The 18,423-nt window shown below is 50.3% G+C and carries 15 protein-coding genes; 13 read left to right on the plus strand and 2 right to left on the minus strand.

Annotated features, from left to right (window positions below; translation table 11 throughout):
- Nucleotides 1–29 precede the first annotated feature (29 nt).
- The 12 genes from acpP (at nt 30) to J3A84_RS11690 (ending at nt 9,546) form a co-directional block, all read left to right on the plus strand.
- Nucleotides 30–254, plus strand: a complete 225-nt coding sequence (acpP, locus tag J3A84_RS11635) for an acyl carrier protein (protein WP_207600207.1) — start codon at nt 30–32, stop codon at nt 252–254.
- A gap of 11 nt (nt 255–265) precedes the next feature.
- Entirely contained in the window at nt 266–1,189 is a 924-nt protein-coding gene (gene fabK, locus J3A84_RS11640; protein ID WP_207600208.1) for an enoyl-[acyl-carrier-protein] reductase FabK, read from the plus strand.
- Between the two features lie 43 nt (nt 1,190–1,232).
- Nucleotides 1,233–2,156, plus strand: coding sequence for an ACP S-malonyltransferase (locus J3A84_RS11645; protein ID WP_207600209.1), 924 nt, complete (start codon nt 1,233–1,235; stop codon nt 2,154–2,156).
- Nucleotides 2,153–2,887 (plus strand): 3-oxoacyl-[acyl-carrier-protein] reductase, encoded by a 735-nt coding sequence (gene fabG, locus J3A84_RS11650; RefSeq protein WP_342590967.1) that lies wholly within the window; start codon nt 2,153–2,155, stop codon nt 2,885–2,887. Before J3A84_RS11645 ends, fabG begins: the two co-directional genes overlap by 4 nt.
- 11 nt (nt 2,888–2,898) lie before the next feature.
- Nucleotides 2,899–4,125, plus strand: coding sequence for a beta-ketoacyl-ACP synthase II (gene fabF / locus J3A84_RS11655; RefSeq protein ID WP_207600211.1), 1,227 nt, complete (start codon nt 2,899–2,901; stop codon nt 4,123–4,125).
- Nucleotides 4,126–4,608: an acetyl-CoA carboxylase biotin carboxyl carrier protein gene (gene accB / locus J3A84_RS11660; protein WP_207600212.1), complete on the plus strand. Its 483-nt coding sequence runs from the start codon at nt 4,126–4,128 to the stop codon at nt 4,606–4,608.
- A complete protein-coding gene (fabZ, locus tag J3A84_RS11665) occupies nt 4,608–5,036 on the plus strand; it encodes a 3-hydroxyacyl-ACP dehydratase FabZ (protein WP_207600213.1) in 429 nt (142 codons plus the stop codon). The genes accB and fabZ overlap by 1 nt, the downstream gene beginning before the upstream one ends.
- A 9-nt stretch (nt 5,037–5,045) precedes the next feature.
- Nucleotides 5,046–6,380 carry an acetyl-CoA carboxylase biotin carboxylase subunit gene (gene accC / locus J3A84_RS11670; RefSeq protein ID WP_242694191.1) on the plus strand — a complete coding sequence of 445 codons (1,335 nt, stop codon included), beginning with the start codon at nt 5,046–5,048 and terminating at the stop codon, nt 6,378–6,380.
- A gap of 6 nt (nt 6,381–6,386) precedes the next feature.
- On the plus strand, nt 6,387–7,259 hold the full coding sequence (accD, locus tag J3A84_RS11675) for an acetyl-CoA carboxylase, carboxyltransferase subunit beta (RefSeq protein WP_207600214.1): 873 nt from the start codon (nt 6,387–6,389) through the stop codon (nt 7,257–7,259).
- A complete protein-coding gene (accA, locus tag J3A84_RS11680) occupies nt 7,256–8,059 on the plus strand; it encodes an acetyl-CoA carboxylase carboxyl transferase subunit alpha (protein ID WP_207600215.1) in 804 nt (267 codons plus the stop codon). Before accD ends, accA begins: the two co-directional genes overlap by 4 nt.
- Nucleotides 8,060–8,237: 178 nt before the next feature.
- Nucleotides 8,238–8,582, plus strand: coding sequence for a PadR family transcriptional regulator (locus J3A84_RS11685; protein ID WP_207600216.1), 345 nt, complete (start codon nt 8,238–8,240; stop codon nt 8,580–8,582).
- Entirely contained in the window at nt 8,569–9,546 is a 978-nt protein-coding gene (locus J3A84_RS11690; RefSeq protein WP_207600217.1) for a permease prefix domain 1-containing protein, read from the plus strand. Before J3A84_RS11685 ends, J3A84_RS11690 begins: the two co-directional genes overlap by 14 nt.
- A 107-nt stretch (nt 9,547–9,653) precedes the next feature.
- Here the strand turns inward: J3A84_RS11690 and J3A84_RS11695 are convergent, their stop codons facing one another.
- Together J3A84_RS11695 and J3A84_RS11700 are read right to left on the minus strand one after the other, a co-directional pair.
- Nucleotides 9,654–11,291 (minus strand): M20/M25/M40 family metallo-hydrolase, encoded by a 1,638-nt coding sequence (locus J3A84_RS11695; protein WP_207600218.1) that lies wholly within the window; start codon nt 11,289–11,291, stop codon nt 9,654–9,656.
- Between the two features lie 201 nt (nt 11,292–11,492).
- Nucleotides 11,493–12,458 (minus strand): DUF4349 domain-containing protein, encoded by a 966-nt coding sequence (locus J3A84_RS11700; RefSeq protein ID WP_207600219.1) that lies wholly within the window; start codon nt 12,456–12,458, stop codon nt 11,493–11,495.
- 190 nt (nt 12,459–12,648) lie between these two features.
- Between J3A84_RS11700 and J3A84_RS11705 the strand changes: the two genes are divergently transcribed.
- Complete coding sequence (locus J3A84_RS11705) at nt 12,649–18,423, plus strand: DUF4011 domain-containing protein (protein ID WP_207600220.1); 5,775 nt, start codon at nt 12,649–12,651, stop codon at nt 18,421–18,423.

Below are 18,423 nucleotides of genomic sequence, written 5' to 3' on the forward strand. Positions count from 1 at the left end.
TATTAATAAAATTTTTAGGAGGAATTATCATGATTTTTGAAAAAGTAAAAGCGGTACTAGTAGAGGAACTTACACTGGGCGAAGACGAGATCACCATGGAGTCCAATTTCGAGGAACTGGGCATTGATTCCCTGGACCTGGTGGAACTGGTCATGAAGCTCGAAGAGGAATTTGACATCACCATCGAAGAATCCGAAGAACTGAAAACCATCAAAGATGTGGTCGAATACATCACTAGCGCAAAAGAAGCATAAGAGGTGCATCCATGGAGAACAGAATATGTCAGCTCTTAGGTATAAAATATCCTGTATTTCAGGGTGCCATGGCATGGGTTTCTGACGGGAAACTGGCTGCAGCGGTGTCTGAAGCGGGTGGACTGGGGATCATTGCCGGTGGAAATGCCGAGGGTGAAATCATCAGAAAAGAGATTCAGGAAGCGAAGAAACTGACGGATAATCCCTTCGGGGTCAACATCATGCTTCTGAGTCCGCACAAGGAAGAAGTCATTAAAGTGGTTCTGGAGGAAAAGGTCGCCTGTGTCACCACAGGAGCCGGCAATCCGGGAAAATACATCGAAGCTTTTCATGATGCAGGAATCAAGGTGATACCTGTGGTCCCATCGGTTGCGCTGGCAAAGAAGATGGAAAGACTAGGCGCCGATGCCGTCATCGCTGAAGGGAACGAAGCGGGTGGACATATCGGCAAACTATCCACCATGGTGCTTCTGCCTCAGGTGGCAGACGCCGTCGCCATCCCCGTCATCGGAGCGGGAGGCATTGCAGACCACAGAGGAGTGGATGCGGCCTTCACCTTAGGTGCGGAAGGCGTTCAGCTGGGCACATATTTCATACCGGCAGAAGAATGCAGAGCTCATGAGAACTACAAGAATCTGGTACTGGGGGCATCCGATATTGATGTGACTGTCACAGGTAGATTCACAGGACATCCTGTACAGGTTCTTCGCAACAAGCTCACGAGAAAACTGGATGCCCTTGAAAAAAGCGGCGGAAGCCTGGAGGAATTCGAAGCTTTAGGCAGAGGGTCCCTCTATCAGTCCGTGATTCTGGGAGACCTGGAAAAGGGGTCCTTCATGTCCGGTCAGATCGCAGGTCTTGTTACCAGAAAGGGTACCTGCAGAGAGCTCATCGAAGCACTCCTGACGGACTCCAGATACATAAGCTACAAGTAGAGAAAAATAGCGGCACCCGTATGGTGCCTTACCGGGGGAAAATATGAAAATCAATCTGATGTTTCCAGGACAAGGTGCTCAGTTTACGGGCATGGGACTGGATTTCTACAACGAATACGAACAGTACAGAGCGCTTCTGAACGAAGCTTCTTCTGTCAGCGGACTGAATCTGCTGGAAATCCTTGAGGATGAGGAAAAGCTCAGCGAAACGGAAAATACACAGATCGCCATCTTCACCATGAGCTACGGCATCGCAGGCCTTCTCAGAAAGGAAGGCATCCAGGCGGACCATGCACTGGGGCTCAGCCTGGGTGAATACGGTGCGCTGACCTATGGTGGTGCACTGAGCGTCTCAGACACCACGAAGCTCCTGCGCAGAAGATCGGATCTCATGCAGCTATCTGCAGAAGAGAGGAAGGGGTTTCTGGCAGCGGTTTCCTTCATGGAACTGGCCCAGGTGGAGGAAGCGGTTCATGGAATAAGCGGAGTCAGCATTTCCAACTACAATGCGCCCAAGCAGACTGTGGTAGGCGGTGATATGGAGAAGAAAGCGGAATTTGAAGAAAATATCCGTACATTGGGTGGAAAGAAGATCACCTACCTTCCTGTTTCTGGTGCCTTTCATACGAAGCTGATGGAAAGTGCGGCGACCCGTTTTCGTGACGAACTCAAGGAGTTTGCCATAAATGATCCCGAGATTGCAGTGCTGTCGAACTTCAAAGGAGACTTCTATGAACGTGGAGACGACTACAGAGAAATTCTGGCCAAGCATATCGACCATCCTGTAAGACTCAGTGACTGTCTGGAAAGACTGGGCAGCACGGAAGAGGATGTGCATATTCTGCTGGGACCGGGCAAAGCGCTGCAGTCCATTCTGAAGCAGAACGGAGTGAAGGGCCGGTTCTATGTAGTCAATACAGTAGAAGATTTCAAAAAGACCGTGAGCGAACTGAAGGGAGAGAAATAATGGAAAAGAAAACAGTACTGATCACAGGAAGCTCCAGAGGCATCGGCGCAGGCTGCGCCCTGTATTTTGCGGAAAGGGGATGGAATGTGGTCCTGAACTACAGCAGAAAAGAACCCGTGGAACTCATGGATACACTGAAGGAGAAAGGTGCAACTTTCCTCTGCCTCCAGGGCGACGTATCCGTGCCTGAAGATGCGGAGAGAATGGTGAAGGAAGCGGTGGAAGCCTTCGGCAGCATTGAAGCCCTTGTGAACAATGCGGGCATCACCAAGGACAATCTGATGCTGCGCATGAAAGCGGAGGATTTCAGAAACGTCATCGATGTGAATCTCACCGGATCCTTTCTTATGACTAAGGCTGCCAGCAGTGTGATGATGAAGAAGAGATACGGAAGAATCATCAACATCTCCTCTGTGGTGGGCCTGCGCGGAAATGCCGGACAGGTGAATTATGCCTCGTCCAAGGCGGGCATCATCGGACTTACCAAGTCCGTGGCCAAGGAACTGGCGAAAAGAAACATCACCTGCAATGCCATCGCACCCGGATTCATCGAGACGGAGATGACGGACGTTCTCAGTGACAAGGTCAAAGAGAGCATCCTGGGGGAAATCCCCTCCGGAAAGCTCGGAAAAACGGAAGACATTGCCCAGCTGGCCTATTTTCTGGCCAGTGAAGAAAGCAGCTACATCACAGGTCAGGTCATTGCTGTCGATGGCGGCATGAGCATGTAGGAGGAGAAAATATGAATCGAGTTGTTGTAACAGGTATGGGGATCATTGCCCCCATCGGAAATAATTACGAGGAAGTGAAGGCAGGTCTCCTTGCAGGTAGAAACGGCATCGGGACCATTACGAAATTCGATGCTGCGCCCTTCAAAGCGCACCTGGCTGCCGAAGTGAAGGACATCGATCTTTCCGAGAAGATCGGAAAGAAGGAAGCCAGAAGAATGGACCGTTTCACCCAGCTGGCTGTGGTGGCGGCTGAAGAAGCCGTAAACCATTCAGGTCTTACGGATGTCTACGATCCTTTTGAGGTCAGCGTGCTGATTTCCTCAGGTATCGGCGGACTGGAAACCATGGAATCCAATCTGGAAACCTATATCAGAAAAGGTCCTGGTAGGGTTTCACCTTTCTTCATTCCCATGAATATCGTGAACATGGCGGCAGGAGAGATCTCCATTCGCCATGGCGCCATGGGATCCTCCTTTTCACCTGTCAGCGCCTGCGCTTCAGGTTCCCACTCCATCGGAGAAGGCTTTCGCGCCATCAAGCACGGCTATGCCAAGGCGGCCATTGTGGGAGGAACAGAAGGTTCCATCACACCGATGGCCATTGCGGGATTCTCCAACATGAAGGCGCTGAACGAGACTGAGGATCCGTCAAAAGGATCCATTCCCTTTGATGTGGACCGCAAGGGCTTCGTCATGGGAGAAGGCGCCGGAGTGCTCATTCTGGAAAACCTGGAAGAAGCACTGAAAAGAGGAGCAAAGATCTATGGAGAAGTGGTGGGGTATGGCAGCACATCTGATGCCTACCACATCACAGCACCGCACCCGGAAGCCAAAGGTGCCTATATGGCCATGAAGAAGGCGCTGGAGGAAGCGGGCATCACACCGCAGGAAGTGGACTACATCAATGCCCACGGTACCAGTACGCCCATGAACGACAGGCTGGAATCAGGTGCCATCGTGAATCTCTTCGGGAAAGAAGTGCCTGTATCCTCCACAAAATCCATGACGGGACATCTTCTGGGCGCAGCCGGCGCTGTGGAATCGATCCTGTCACTCATGAGCATGGAAGAGAGCTACATTCCACAGACCATCGGAACCAGAAATCTTGATCCTGACGTGGAAGCGAACATCATCATCGGAGAAGGACTGAAAAAGGAACTGACCTATGTGCTGTCCAACTCCCTGGGATTCGGCGGACACAATGCATCACTGCTCTTTCGAAAATGGGAGGGGAAATAGATGGAATTAAACGACATTCTGCTTCTTCTTGAAAAGTTCGAAGCTTCGGATCTTACAACGCTCCGTGTGAAGCTCAAAGGAGACGAGTTTTCCGCTGGAAGACTCCAACAGGGAGAAGACCTTCAGCCTTCTGTTCAGAATGAGACGAAGGTGAAAAGAAGCTTCGTGCAGGAAAAGGAAGAAAAGAAAAGCGACAAAGCGATAGAAAACAAGCAGGAAGAAGCCGAGGCTTCGGATGACTTGTATCAGAAGATCACGTCACCCATCGTAGGCACCTTCTACAGCAGACCTTCGGAAAACGAGGAGCCCTTTGTGAAGGTGGGACAGAAAGTGAAGAAGGGCGATGTGCTCTGCATTCTGGAAGCCATGAAGATCATGAATGAAATCAAGAGCAGCCACGACGGCACCATCAGAAAGGTGCTCCTTTCCGATGGTGACATGGCGGACTTTGGAAAAGTGCTGTTTCTGCTGGAGGAGGACTAATGGACCATATAGACATCAACGGAATCAAGAAAGTGCTGCCCCACAGACCGCCGTTTCTTCTCATCGACAGAATCATCGAGGTGACGCCGGGGGTGAGCTGCACAGCCATCAAAAATGTGACCTACAATGAGGAATTCTTCAGGGGACATTATCCTGAGTATCCGGTGATGCCGGGGGTTCTCATCGTGGAGGCTCTGGCACAAACAGGCGGATACAGCATCCTGTCCATGGAAGAGAACAAGGACAAGACGCCTTTTTTCGGCGGAATCAACAATGTGAAGTTCAGAAAACAGGTGGTGCCGGGGGATACCCTGAGACTGGAAGTGACCATCGATAAACTCAAAAGCTCCTATGGAAAAGGAAAAGGAAAAGCATACGTAGGGGATGCCCTGGTCTGCGAAGCGGAACTAATATTCATGTTAGGATAGGTGATACCATTGAAAATACTCATAGCCAATAGAGGAGAAATCGCTTTAAGAATTCTTAGAGCGGCTCATGAACTGAATATGGAGACTGTGGCTGTATATTCCATGGCGGACCAGGATGCCCTGCATGTGAAGCTGGCAGACGAAGCCTACTGCATCGGAGAGAACTTCTCCAAGGACAGTTATCTCAATATGGAGAACATCATCAGCGCCGCGGTGCTATCCGAAGCGAATCTCATTCATCCGGGATATGGTTTTCTCTCGGAGAATCCACTGTTTCGAAGGCTCCTAAGAGCCTGCAGCATCGGGTTCATCGGACCCAGCGAAGAGACCATGGAGGCCATGGGGGATAAGGCAAGAGCCAAGGAGCTTGCGAAAAACGCAGGTGTTCCAGTGGTGCCAGGCTCTGATGGAGAAGTGAATTCCTACGAGGAAGCGATTCCTGTGGCAAGAGAAATCGGATATCCGATTCTCGTGAAAGCCTCCTCCGGCGGTGGAGGAAAAGGAATCCGGATCGTGGAAAAGGAAGAGGATCTGAAAGGGGCATTTTCGGGGGCGAAAAATGAAGCCAAGGCGAACTTCGGGGAAGACGGCGTCTATCTGGAAAAGTATCTCCGAAACCCCAGACACATCGAATTTCAGATTCTGAGAGACCAGCATGGGAATACGGTGCATCTGGGCGAAAGAGACTGTTCTCTACAGAGAAGAAAGCAGAAGGTGCTGGAGGAATCTCCATCACCAAGCCTTTCCCAGTCTCTCCGGGAGAAAATGGGCGCCTCCGCGGTGGCGCTGGCTGAAGCGTCAGACTATCTGGGGGCAGGAACCATCGAATTTCTCTTGGATGACCACGGAAACTACTATTTCATGGAAATGAACACGAGAATTCAGGTGGAGCATCCCGTGACGGAAATGGTCACAGGGGTGGATCTCATCAAGGAGCAGATCCGCATCGCCATGGGCGAGAAGCTCTCCTTCGACAAAGAAGACATCCGTTTCCAGGGACATGCCATCGAGTGCAGAATCAATGCGGAGGATCCGCTAAACGGATTTGCGCCTTCTCCTGGAAACATCGACTTTCTCCACTTTCCTTCGGGCAAAGACATCCGGGTGGACAGCGGGTGCTACACCGGTTCAAAGATTCTGCCTTATTATGACGCCATGGTGGCAAAAATCATCGTCCATGGCAGAAACAGGGAAGAGGCGATTTTAAAGATGAGAAGCGCACTGTATGAACTGACCATCCAGGGCATCAAGACCAATCAGCTCTATCAGGAGGAGATCCTCTCCCACGACAGTTTTCTCAGTGGAGCATACCATACACTGACATTGGATCAATTAAGGGGGTAATCTGTTTTGGCCATCTTCAAAAAGAAAAGAAACTATTTCACCCTTGATACCCATTCCGTGGAGAGAAAGGAGAAAACGGAGGTCAAGCCTTCGGTGCCAGAAGGCATGTGGCATAAGTGCAGAGGCTGCGAAAAGATGATTCTGAAGGAAGATCTCATGAAGAATCATCTGGTCTGTCCCCGATGCGGAGCCTATGAAAGAATGAGCGCCTGGGAAAGGATCCGTCTCATCGCAGATGAAGGAAGCTTCCGTGAAATCAACGGAAACATCGTAGGGAGAAATCCGCTGGATTTCCCAGGCTATGAGGCGAAAATCGAAAAGATTCAGGAGAAGACAAAACTCTTTGAGGGCATCGTCACCGGGTACTGCACCATCAGTGGAATCAGGGTGGCCATGGGCGTCATGGAACCTGGCTTCATCATGGGCAGCATGGGTTCGGCAGTGGGCGAGAAAGTGGCCTCTCTGGCAGAATTTGCAGAGTTCTACAATCTTCCGCTTCTGATTTTCTCCGCTTCCGGCGGAGCAAGAATGCAGGAGGGCATTGTATCCCTCATGCAGATGACCAAAGCCTCCTTTGCCATAAGAAAGCACTCGGAAAAAGGCCTTCTTTACATCTCCATTCCCACGGATCCCACCACGGGCGGTGTCACCGCGTCCTTTGCCATGCTGGGCGATATCATCATCGCGGAGCCGAAGACACTCATCGGATTTGCAGGAAGAAGAGTCATTGAAGGGACCATCCGAAAAGAACTTCCGGCGGATTTTCAGAGCGCGGAATTTCTGCTCAGTCATGGATTTCTGGATGCAGTGGTCAGAAGAGAAGACATGAAGGCCTATCTTTCAAAACTGCTGCAGCTGCATGGAGGGAGACGCTTATGAGTGCATGGGATAAGGTTCAAAAAGCAAGAGCCAAAGACAGACCGCTGCCGCTGGATTATGTGAGCAGCATCATGGATGATTTCACGGAGCTTCGAGGCGACCGTCTCTATGGAGACGATCAGGCGGTGGTGGCAGGTCTTGCCTTCTTTAAAGGGCGACCTGTGACGGTGATCTGCATCACCCGGGGAAAAGACATCGAAGAGAATATCATCCGAAACTTCGGCAGTCCCAATCCGGAAGGATACAGAAAAGCCCTGAGGCTCATGAAGGCTTCTGAGAAGTTCTCCCGACCCGTTGTCATGTTCATTGACACCAAAGGCGCCGGATGCGCTGTGGAAGCGGAAGAAAGAGGGCAGGGAGAGGCCATCGCCAGATGCCTGTATGAGAGCGCTTCTCTGAAAGTGCCCATGATTTCCTTCATCACCGGAGAAGGTGGAAGCGGAGGGGCTCTGGCCCTGGCTTCAGGAGATGAAGTCCATATGCTGGAGAATGCCATCTATTCCATCCTTTCACCGGAAGGCTTCTCCTCCATTCTGTACAAGAACCCGGGGAAAGCCAAGGAAGCCAGTGAGATCATGAAGATTACAGCGGAGGATCTCCTTAATCTAGGCATCATTGAAGGCATCATTTCCGAAAAGGAAGACATCAATGAACATATGGAGGAAGTCATGGAGGATGTTTCAGAGACCATTTCAAGGTTTCTGGATCGAGCGGGGAAGGTTTCTTCTGAAGAACTTGTACTGAAAAGATATGAACGATTCCGTTCCTTCGGAAAAGTATACTGGAAACCGGAACTGTGAAAATGAATGATAGGGATACGGCGGAGCAGAAGATGCTTCCTGCCGTGTCTTTTTTTTTTTGTATCTGACGAGAGTGTCCTGAAATATAAAATTTCCAAAAGTACTTGACCTGATGTAGTACATCTGATAAAGTAAAATTACTACATCAGATGGAATAATATAGAAAGGAGGGATCGGTTTGATCAGCTCAGATGTCCTGAGAGGATACAACGACACGATGATTCTTTATCTGCTCCTGGAAGCGCCATCCTACGGGTATGAACTGGCCAGAAAAATCAGAGAGACCAGTGATGGAAAATACATCATGAAGGAAACCACCTTGTACTCGGTGTTTTCAAGATTGGAGAAGAACGGATATGTCACTTCCTTCTATGGAGACGAAACCAGCGGAAAAAGAAGAACCTACTATCGGATTACAGAGGAAGGAAAAGCCTTTTACGAAGAAAAATGCAGAGAATGGGAACTGACCAAAGAAGTCATAGAAAGATTCATTGAAAGGAGAGCAGACAATGGAAACCATTAAAACCTATCTGGAAAACATGTTTCTGAACCTACCGAAAAACAGGGAGGTTCTCCACGCCAAGGAGGAACTTCTCACCATGATGGAAGACAAGTATCAGGAACTCAAAGATCAGGGAAGAACGGAAAATGAAGCGGTGGGGATTGTCATCTCTGAGTTCGGCAATCTCAACGAAGTAGCAGATGCCTTGGGGATCTCCCAGATGATGAAAGAAGAATCAGAGCAGCCTCCAAGAAGGATTCTTTCCGCTGAAGCTGTGAAAGATTTCATGGAGAATCGTGAAAGAGCCTCCTACAAGGTGGCCGTCGGCGTTCTTCTTGCCATCTGGTCGCCGATTCTTCTGATTCTGCTCTCCTCAATGGAAAACACCAGTCTCATGGGAATCAGAAATGGCGGCATCGCCATAGGGCTGGTGGTGCTTTTTGCCATGGTGGCCACAGCTGTAGCGCTCTTTATCATGAGTGGTGTGGACTTCGGGCGTTATGATCTGGACAGGAATGAGCATTTTCTTCTCGATCCGCAGGCAGATGCCTATGTGAGAGCTGAGGATGAGCGCAGTCGCATGGCCATGACCATCAGGATCGCCATCGGGGTGGTGCTCTGCATCATCAGCGTCATTCCGCTGATTATCCTGGGGGTTCTGGAAGTTTCCGATAATCTTCTTGTGATGGCAGTGGGACTCATGATCTTCATGGTAGGTGCTGCGGTGTTTCTGTTCATCACTTCTGTCATGAGACTCTCGAGCACAGACATTCTTCTCAAGAAGGGAGAGTATTCCCTGGAGTCCAGAAGGAAATCCAGGAAAGCGGAGTCCATAGGAAATGTCTACTGGCCGATCATTGTGATCCTCTACCTTTACTGGAGCTTCACATCTGGAAACTGGGGATTCACCTGGATCATCTGGCCCCTGGCCGGTCTTCTCTTTGCCGTCATTGTAGGGGTCGCGGGGGCGTTTGACAGAAAATGAAAGTAGAAGCGGTCCTACCCTGATACGGACTTCACGCAAGAAGCGGTGCAGAATCTAGCAAAGATCCTGCACCGCTTCTTGCTTCCTGTAATCAGGTATTCGTCAGATTATTCTTCCAGCATCTGAAGGACGGTCTTCAGCACGATGTCCGGCAGTCTGTAGAAGGAATAGTCCACTTCGATGCGTTCCGTGAACTGATGGGCATCGAATCCGTAGGGACCGATGTTTGTGACGGGCAGGCTCAGCTCTTTGATGTCCTCCAGCGGAAGAGTATAGGAGATGCCAAAGCCCGGCATGTTCCGTCGAAGATCCGTGACGGACGCCTCATCGGGCAGGGAGAAGTAGCTGAGATCCGAAATATAGGGATAGAATTTCCTGAAACGGATGGGGTTTGGCAGCGTTTCGTCAGAAAGGTCCTTTAGTGTTCTGATGAGCTTTTTCTCCACTTCATTCTTTCCGCTCACCGCCATATGAGGATAGTAGGGTGGGGAGAAGTAGAGGATGATCATGGGATCCTTCTTCCCCCATAGGCCGTGGAGTTTCTTCACCAGATGCAGGGAGACTTCTCTTTCATCGGTGATGCCGTTGTCCATGAGGCCCCTTGCATGCTGATCCAGTACTTCTCGTAAATGGGGCATTTTCGCTGCCACGGCATCATAGACTTCATCATAGGTATAGACTTTGCTCACCCAGGGAAGCTTTTTATGGGGCAGGTCCATCTTCTCTGTAAAGCTCAGATACTGACGGTTCAGCTTCTCGATGACATCCAGAAAGGCGTCGTTTGCCACATGCATCAGTCTATGAAGCACCTCGGAAGGCGTGGAATCGTGGGTGGCGAAGTTGAAATAGACATAGCTGTCCCGATTGGTCTGCACAGAGTATTCGGGTTTTAAATCTCTTAGTCTCAGGGTCACGGGCGGCACAGTGACTTCACCCATGACGTCATCGGAAAGATCCACGTTGAGATTGATCCTTCGGATCAGCTCTGCGGCGATTTCATTGGCATCGAGACCTCCGAAAGGGTCGCCCACATGGGTCTCCTTTCCGACGATGTAGAAGCTTGGCATGAGTTTTCCGATGGTGCCGGCATAGAGGTAGCGGTTGGGGTCCATGAGGGTTCTGGTGGATGTATAATCCGTATCCAGGGCCATCTGGTAATCCAGTCCGTATTGCTTCTTGAGCTTCACAAGCTCCGGAACGCAGGAGAGCATTCCTCTGGAATTGCCTTCTTCATCGGAAACAAATGCCGCCACAAGGCTGCCGGAGAAATTCTCGGGGTCTTTGGCTGCCTCCTCCAGAAGGTGAATCAGGATGGAGACGCCGGATTTCATGTCCAGAACCCCACGGCCGAAGAGATAGTTTCCCGACTCCAGGTCGTCTTTCACACGCTCGGGCAGTTCCAGCTGTCTGAACTGCTCCGTCAGCGCCACAGGATCCGTTGCCAGTTCCTCCAGATCTCCATAGTCTGATGTGCCAACGGTGTCGATATGCCCAATGAGCACAACGCCTTTTGGATTATTGTCTTTTCTTCCTCTCACCATGGCCATGAGGGATTTTCTACCTGTAGGGTCATCCTTGTTCTCCACATAGAAAAGATGATCCGGATTCTCCCTGAAATAGGGCATGGCGCCAAGAATCTCCTGTATTCTTTCACTCACACGATTTTCCTCGATGGTTCCCACGACACTTCGTATGCCCACAAGGTTAAGGGTCAGCTCTCTGATCCGATCTCCGTCCAGTTTCATTTTTATGCACCGCCTAGCTATATTTCATGAGGATTCTTGTGCATCCTCTGATGGTTTCTTCACTTTCTATTTTAGTTCATCTGGCGCCGGTTATCCATACACAAAAGAAAAAGGAAAGCAGGCTAGGCTTTCCTTCTGAAATAATACGGTTATGGGAAAAGGTGAGAAACTCTTTCATACTCCTCTCCAGTTGAAATCTGATTATTGCTTGGTTTTTTCTGATTCTTCAATATGGGAGTTTCCGGAAGAGGTCTTCTTCACTTTCGGTTTTCTTCTTTTGATGATCTTATTTCCAGCATAGGCCAGGATACCGAAGATCGCAAGAAACGGTACCAGATAGATCAGCACGATGAAGAAGCTGATCATGGCTTCCTGGAAGAAATAGACGGAATCACCAAGGGCGTTCTGAATTCTTTCGCTGAAGGAAGCCTGTATGCTTTCTCCCGTGGTGAGTTTCGATACTTCCTGAACATAGGTGGTGACGGTGCTGTAGTTGATCTCTTCATCCAGATACTGAAGCTCTCCCTTGAGCGCCTCGATCTGATAGATGATGTCATTGAGCTTGGATTCGATGGTGATGATGTCTTCGATTCTTTCGGCCTGTTCATAGAGTTCATTGAGTCTCTTTCTCTGGGCTTCCAGTGTTTCCAGTCTTGCCTCGGTATCTCTGTAGTATCTCGTCACATTCTGGACGCTGGAATTTTCCGATACCATATGTGCCATGAGTTTCAGCTCGGTGTTGAAGGCCATGACCTCTTCTTTGGGAATACGCAGCGTATGCACAGCATATTTATAGATTCTGCCTTCCATGGAAGACTGGTTGTAGATCTGGGAACTCTGGATGTACCCGTCATATTTGCTGACCAGCGCTTCAAGATCTGTAATGGTCTCTGAAAACTCCAGGGTTTCAAAATTCATGGAGTAGGTTCCAATGATCTTGTCTCCGATGGAGCCGTCCCGTCCGAATCCCTGATCGTAGTCACCGCCGGACTCTTCATAAGCCGGTTCTGCAGGCGACTCCGCCGGTATGCCAGGGGCATAGCCCATGGAGTCCTCCGTGGCATTCTTCGTGATATTTCCGCCCAGGAGTGTGAAGATGAATACGCCAATGAATGTCAATAGGAGCAAAGACCCGATGCCGATGCCGATTTTCTTTCCTGTTTTCATTGCTGATTTCCCCCTTTATGGATGTGGGTGGGTTTGTGTCTTCTTATCTGCTGTTTCCTAAGTCCATTGTATATGCTTCGTGAAGCAAAGTAATTACAAAATAATGCCAAAATTTCATCAAAGCGGAAATATCTACAAAATATTCCGATAATGTACTAGAATGAAAGGAGAAGAGTCTAAGGAGGAGCATATGGAAGTTATAAAGCCCTTAAGCATAGAAATGGATTACGCCGACACCCTGAATTACGCCATGGTCCTGAACGGAATCCCGTTCCTGCGTAAAATCACGGTGACCAACCAGTCAGAGAGAGACCTGAAACAGCTTGAAATCAGCGTCTCCTTTCAGGAGAACATCGCAAAGCGCTTCAGTAGGACCCTGGATGTTCTGCCTTCTGGTCTGGAGGTGGACCTGGGACAGATTACCGTGGCGCTGAATCCGGAGTATCTGTTCCATCTTACGGAAGCCATGACGGCGCTGATGAAGATCGAAGTCTCTGAAGAAGGAACAGTGCTTATGGAGGAGACCAGGGAGGTCCATGTTCTTTCCTACAACGAATGGCAGGGGATGGATACCATGCCTGAAGTGCTCACGGCATTCGTGACGCCCAATCATCCCGTCATCGACAACATACTGGTGGAAGCCTCCCATATCCTGAAGGAATCGGGAAAAGACCCGTCCTTTGAAGGGTATCAGAAGGGGGACGTGAACCGTGTCCGGGAACAGGTCCATGCCATCTTCATGGCGCTGAAGAATCAGGAGATCACCTACATCGGTCCGCCGGCATCCTTTGTGGCCAGAGGACAGAGAGTGCGGCTTTCCAGTGAAGTGCTGGAGAAGAAGATGGGCACCTGTCTGGACCTTACGCTGCTCTTTGCTTCCTGCCTGGAGGCTGTTTCCATCCATCCGCTCATCATTCTCGTCAAGGGCCATTCCTTCCTTGGATACTGGCAGGAAGAGGAGTTCTTCCAGGATACGGTGGAGTATGATGCCACCTCCCTGACGAAGCGATCTGCGGAAGGCATGTCCATCATCGGCGTCCTGGAAACCACGGACATCCGAAACGGACAGAATCTGTCCTTCACCCAGTCGGAAGAACATGCCCTCCACCATCTGAGAAGAGAAGAGGACTTTCTCCTGTCCATTGATGTGAAAAGAGCAAGAGCCGGAGGGATCAGGCCACTACCCGAGAGGCTTCTGGTGAATGGCCAGTATGTGCAGAGAAAAGAGAAGAGCCTGGAAGAGCGGACAAATGAGCTTCCTGAACTGAAGGAAGTGGTGAAACTGGTGGAGGAAAAGACGGAAAAGGTCCTGGATAGAAAGACACTCTGGGAAAGAAAACTTCTGGATCTCAGTCTTCGAAACAGCCTCCTTAACTATGTGCCGGGCAGAAAAGGCATCGAGCTTCTGGTGAAGAATCTTCATGCTCTGGAAGATATGCTTTATGAGGGCATGGAATTTCAGGTGCTCTCGAAAGTGTCCGATCATGAAAACAGAGAAGGAGAAATCCTGTCTAGAGCCGCGGACTATTTCACCGCCTACGGACCGCTCCTGGAAGGAGAGTTCCAGCAGAGAAAGCTTCGCACGCTGATGGAGGATGAAAACCTGGAGAAGAAGCTCACAAGGATGTACCGGGATGCCAGAACCCATCTGGAGGAATCGGGGGCAAACAGTCTCTTTCTGACCATGGGTGTGCTCAAATGGTATGAAAACAGCAGATCTAGCAAGGAACGCTATGCACCGCTGCTTCTGATTCCTGTGGAGATGAAGAAGAAAGTGGGCAGAAACGCCTACACCGTCTCTGCAAGAGAAGAGGATACGATGGTGAACGTCACACTTCTGGAAAAGCTGAAGCAGGATTTCGATCTGGAGATAACGGGACTTTCTGATCTGCCGCTGGATGAAAAGGGTGTGGATGTGATGAAGGTCCTATGCACGGTCAGAAATGCCGTGCTCGGTCAGAAGAGATGGGATGTGCTGGATGAAGTGCATCTGGGACTCTTTTCCTTCTCCCGATTCATCATGTGGAACGACATCAGAAATCATGGAGAGGACCTGAAGAGAAACAAGGTGATCCATTCGCTCATGGAAGGAAAACTGACCTTTGAGGCGGAAAAGATACGGAGAGATCCGATCATGCTGGATGAAGTGATCTCCCCTTCGGAGATTCTCCTGCCGGTAAGCACCGATGCCAGTCAGCTTCAGGCCGTGAATGCGGCGGTGAAAGGAACATCCTTTGTCCTCCACGGACCTCCGGGCACTGGGAAATCCCAGACCATCACCACCATCATCGCCAATGCGCTCTACCAGGGGAAAAGGGTTCTTTTCGTGGCGGAGAAAATGGCAGCGCTGTCTGTGGTTCAGAGAAGACTGGAGAGCCTTGGGCTTGGGCACTTTTCACTGGAAGTGCATTCCAATAAAAGCAGGAAGACCCATATTCTGAAGAAGCTGGAAGAGACCACAAAGATGGTCTCCAGAGGTGAGGTGGATTTCGAAGAGGAAGCCCTGAAGCTGAAGAAGCTCCGGGGAGAACTCAATGAAGTGGTAGGATCGCTCTATAGATCCTACGGTTTTGACCTGTCCGCCTATGAACTCATGGGGAAACTGGAATATCTGGAATCCGCTCCAGAGATCGAAGGACTGGATATCCGGTATGAAGCACTTACCAGAGACCAGATGGAGGAGCTTTTCCTTCTGGGCAGAGAACTCCGATCCATCGCAGAAACCATAGGAGAATATGCGGATGCACCACTGAAAGGCATCGGCCTCACAGACTACACCTTCGATCTGAAGAGTCAGGTGGAGAAGGAAATCGATCAACTGAAGGAGAAAGCGGAAAAACTGGGCAGTCTCACCGATGCGCTCATGAACGAACTCTCTCTGAAGGATCTGAGCGTGAAGAGCAAGCTGGATGCGCTCCATGGTCTCCTTACGAAACTGGAGGAGACATCGATCTCCAGAGGACACCTCTTCCATGAAGACGGCTATCGGCTGGATCTTCTGGAAAACGCCGCTCTACTGGCAGAAAAGAAGGAACAGCTGGAAGAAAAGCTTCTGACAGAGTATGAGTCCAGTCTCTTTCTTCTGAATGAAAAGGAGCTGAGAGACACTTTCCTCAAGGCGGAGGAGAAGTTCATCCTGCTGAGGGGCATGACCCGGAAGAAGGTCACAAGAGTGCTGTCTGCACAGAGAAGAGGCAAAGAGGTAACCGAAGAAGAGACCCTCCCACTCCTTAACCAGATGGAAGAGAAGAGAAAACTGGAATCGTCCCTTGACGAGATCCTGAGTGGTCTTGGCGTTTCCGACAAGCCGTTCAGCAGTGCGATAGAGGGGAAGACATCGGAGTATCTGAGACGCATCATGGCGGAGCTAGAGACCTTCAGAAGCCTCTTCCGTCAGATTGACCTGAAGGGTGAAGAAAAAGCGCTCATGGTCTTCAAAGAGATTCGTAAAGAAACATCCCAGGCCTTTCTTCAGGCTTATTCAATCTTCGAGAAGGACTACACCACCCTGAAAGAGAAGCTTTCACTGGATGTGGAAACCCTTCCGGGTCTGGAAGGGAACTGGGCCTATCGGTTCTTCGACAGGCTTACGACCTATGGATACAATCTGGAGGCTCTGAGGGAATGGACAACCTATAACAGACTCATCGAGAAGGCGAAGAAAAAAGAGCTGATGCCGATGATTCGTGCTTATGAAGATGGAACCCTATCCGGAAAGGATGCGGAAGAAGCCCTGAAGAAAAGTCTCTATAAGGGGGCCTTCCTCTATATTCTGTCGAAGGAGCCTCTTCTTCAGACGGTGACGGGCAGACAGTACATGGAAAAAATCGCCTACTTCAGGGAAGTCACGGAAAAATACGAGGATCTGGCCAAGAGAGAAATCCAGCATGTGCTGGCCTCCAGAGTGCCCAATATGATGAAGGAAGCCAATGGTTCCTCGGAAGTGGGGATCCTGCAGAGAGCCATACGAAGTGGTGGTCGCGGCATGACCCTGAGAAGTCTCTTTGACAGACTGCCGAACCTTCTACCGCGAATCACGCCCTGCATGCTCATGAGTCCTCTATCTGTGGCCCAGTATCTGGGTACATCCAGGGAATACTTTGATCTGGTCATCTTCGACGAAGCTTCTCAGATGCCTACGGCGGAATCCGTGGGTGCCATGGCCAGAGGAAAGGAAGTGGTCATTGTTGGTGATCCCAAGCAGCTGCCGCCTACCACATTCTTCAGTACGTCCAGCGGCAAAGTGGAAGAGGAAGATGGCGTCATGGAGGATCTGGATAACATTCTGGAGGATGCGCTGGCCTTATCCATGCCGGAAACCTCACTGCTCTGGCACTACAGAAGTCGACATGAAAGCCTCATCGCCTACAGCAACAGGACCTACTATGACAATGACCTCTACACCTATCCCTCACCGGGAGAACTGAAATCAAAGGTCAGCTATCAGTATGTGGAAGCCACCTATGGCAGAGGCGGCACCAGAGCCAACCGAAAGGAAGCGGAAGCGGTGGTTGCTGAAATCATGATGCGCCTGCAGGATGAGAAAAGAAGAGACGATTCCATAGGGGTTGTCACCTTCAGCATGGCGCAGAAAGACATGATTGAAGATACACTCTCTGAAGCGCTGAAGAACTACCCTGCAATCGAAGAAAGAATCCTTGCCATGGACGAGCCTGTTTTCGTGAAGAATCTGGAGAATGTCCAGGGAGATGAGCGGGATGTGATTCTGTTCAGCATCGGGTATGGACCGGACGAGGAAGGAAAGATCACGCTGAATTTCGGACCCCTCAACAGAGAAAACGGATGGAAGAGGCTGAATGTGGCCATCACAAGATCCAAAAAGGAGATGAAGATCTTCACCAGCATCCGTCCAGAAATGATGGACACGTCCAGAACCTCTTCCCAGGGCATACATGACCTGAAAGGATTTCTGGACTATGCGCGAAGAGGCAGCCAGCCGGTGGACCTTAAAGAGGTGAAGTCTCGGGTGCAGAAGGACACCCTTGCCGATGCCATCCGAAAAGAGCTCTTAGCTAAGGGCCTTCAGGTGGACATCCGCGTCGGCGCTTCCCGATACAAGGTGGATCTGGCCGTGGTGAACGAAGAGCAGCCGGAGGAATATCTTCTGGGCATACTCTGCCAGGGCGAATCCTACAGAAATGCCAAGAGCGCGCGCGATCGTGACATTCTGCAGGAAATGGTTCTGGAAGGACTTGGATGGAATCTTCTGAAAGTCTATCCCATGGACTGGATGGAGAACAGTCAGCGGGAAGTGGAGAGGATTCTGGAGAAAGTCAGAGAGATCCGCAGCGGCACCATGAAAACGGAAGAGGGGGCGAAGAGCCAGGGCCTTGGCATCGGGAATCTCATTTCACAGGAGGAGAAGCCGGAAGAATCCCGTGAGGAAGAGGGCCTTTCAAGAGCCTACGTGGAAGCGATGTTTGATCACAGACCCATGAGCGCAGAAGAATTCAGAATGCCCAAGAACACCAGAGATATCAAGGATACGCTGATGAAGATCATTCATGTGGAAGCGCCCATCAGTCTGAATCTGCTCTACAGACAGACACTGAAAGCCTTTGGCGTACGGTACACACAGAAAAGCGTAGACACCATCGACACCATTCTATCGGGTCTCGGATATGAGATCGTGGAAAGAGAGGGACAGTATTTCATCTATGGAGAGGATCAGGAACCTGGTGTCAGCTTCTTCCGGTATGCCACTAGGGAAATGAAAAGAGAGGCGGAGGATCTTCCTCCGGAAGAAATTCAGCTGGCCATAGAGGATGTGGTGACGAAGCAGGTTTCCATTCCGGAGGAGAGTCTGGTCACTGAAGTGCTGAAGCTCTTCGGTTATGCCCGAGGAAACGAGAAGCTGGAGGAGAAGGTGCGAAAGATCCTTCATAAGACAGCGGAAGAGTCCATGATGAAAGAGGAAAACGGAAACTTCACAGCCAGAATCTGA

The sequence above is a fragment of the Proteiniclasticum aestuarii genome (genome assembly GCF_017368455.1).
Lineage (GTDB): Bacteria > Bacillota > Clostridia > Clostridiales > Clostridiaceae > Proteiniclasticum > Proteiniclasticum aestuarii.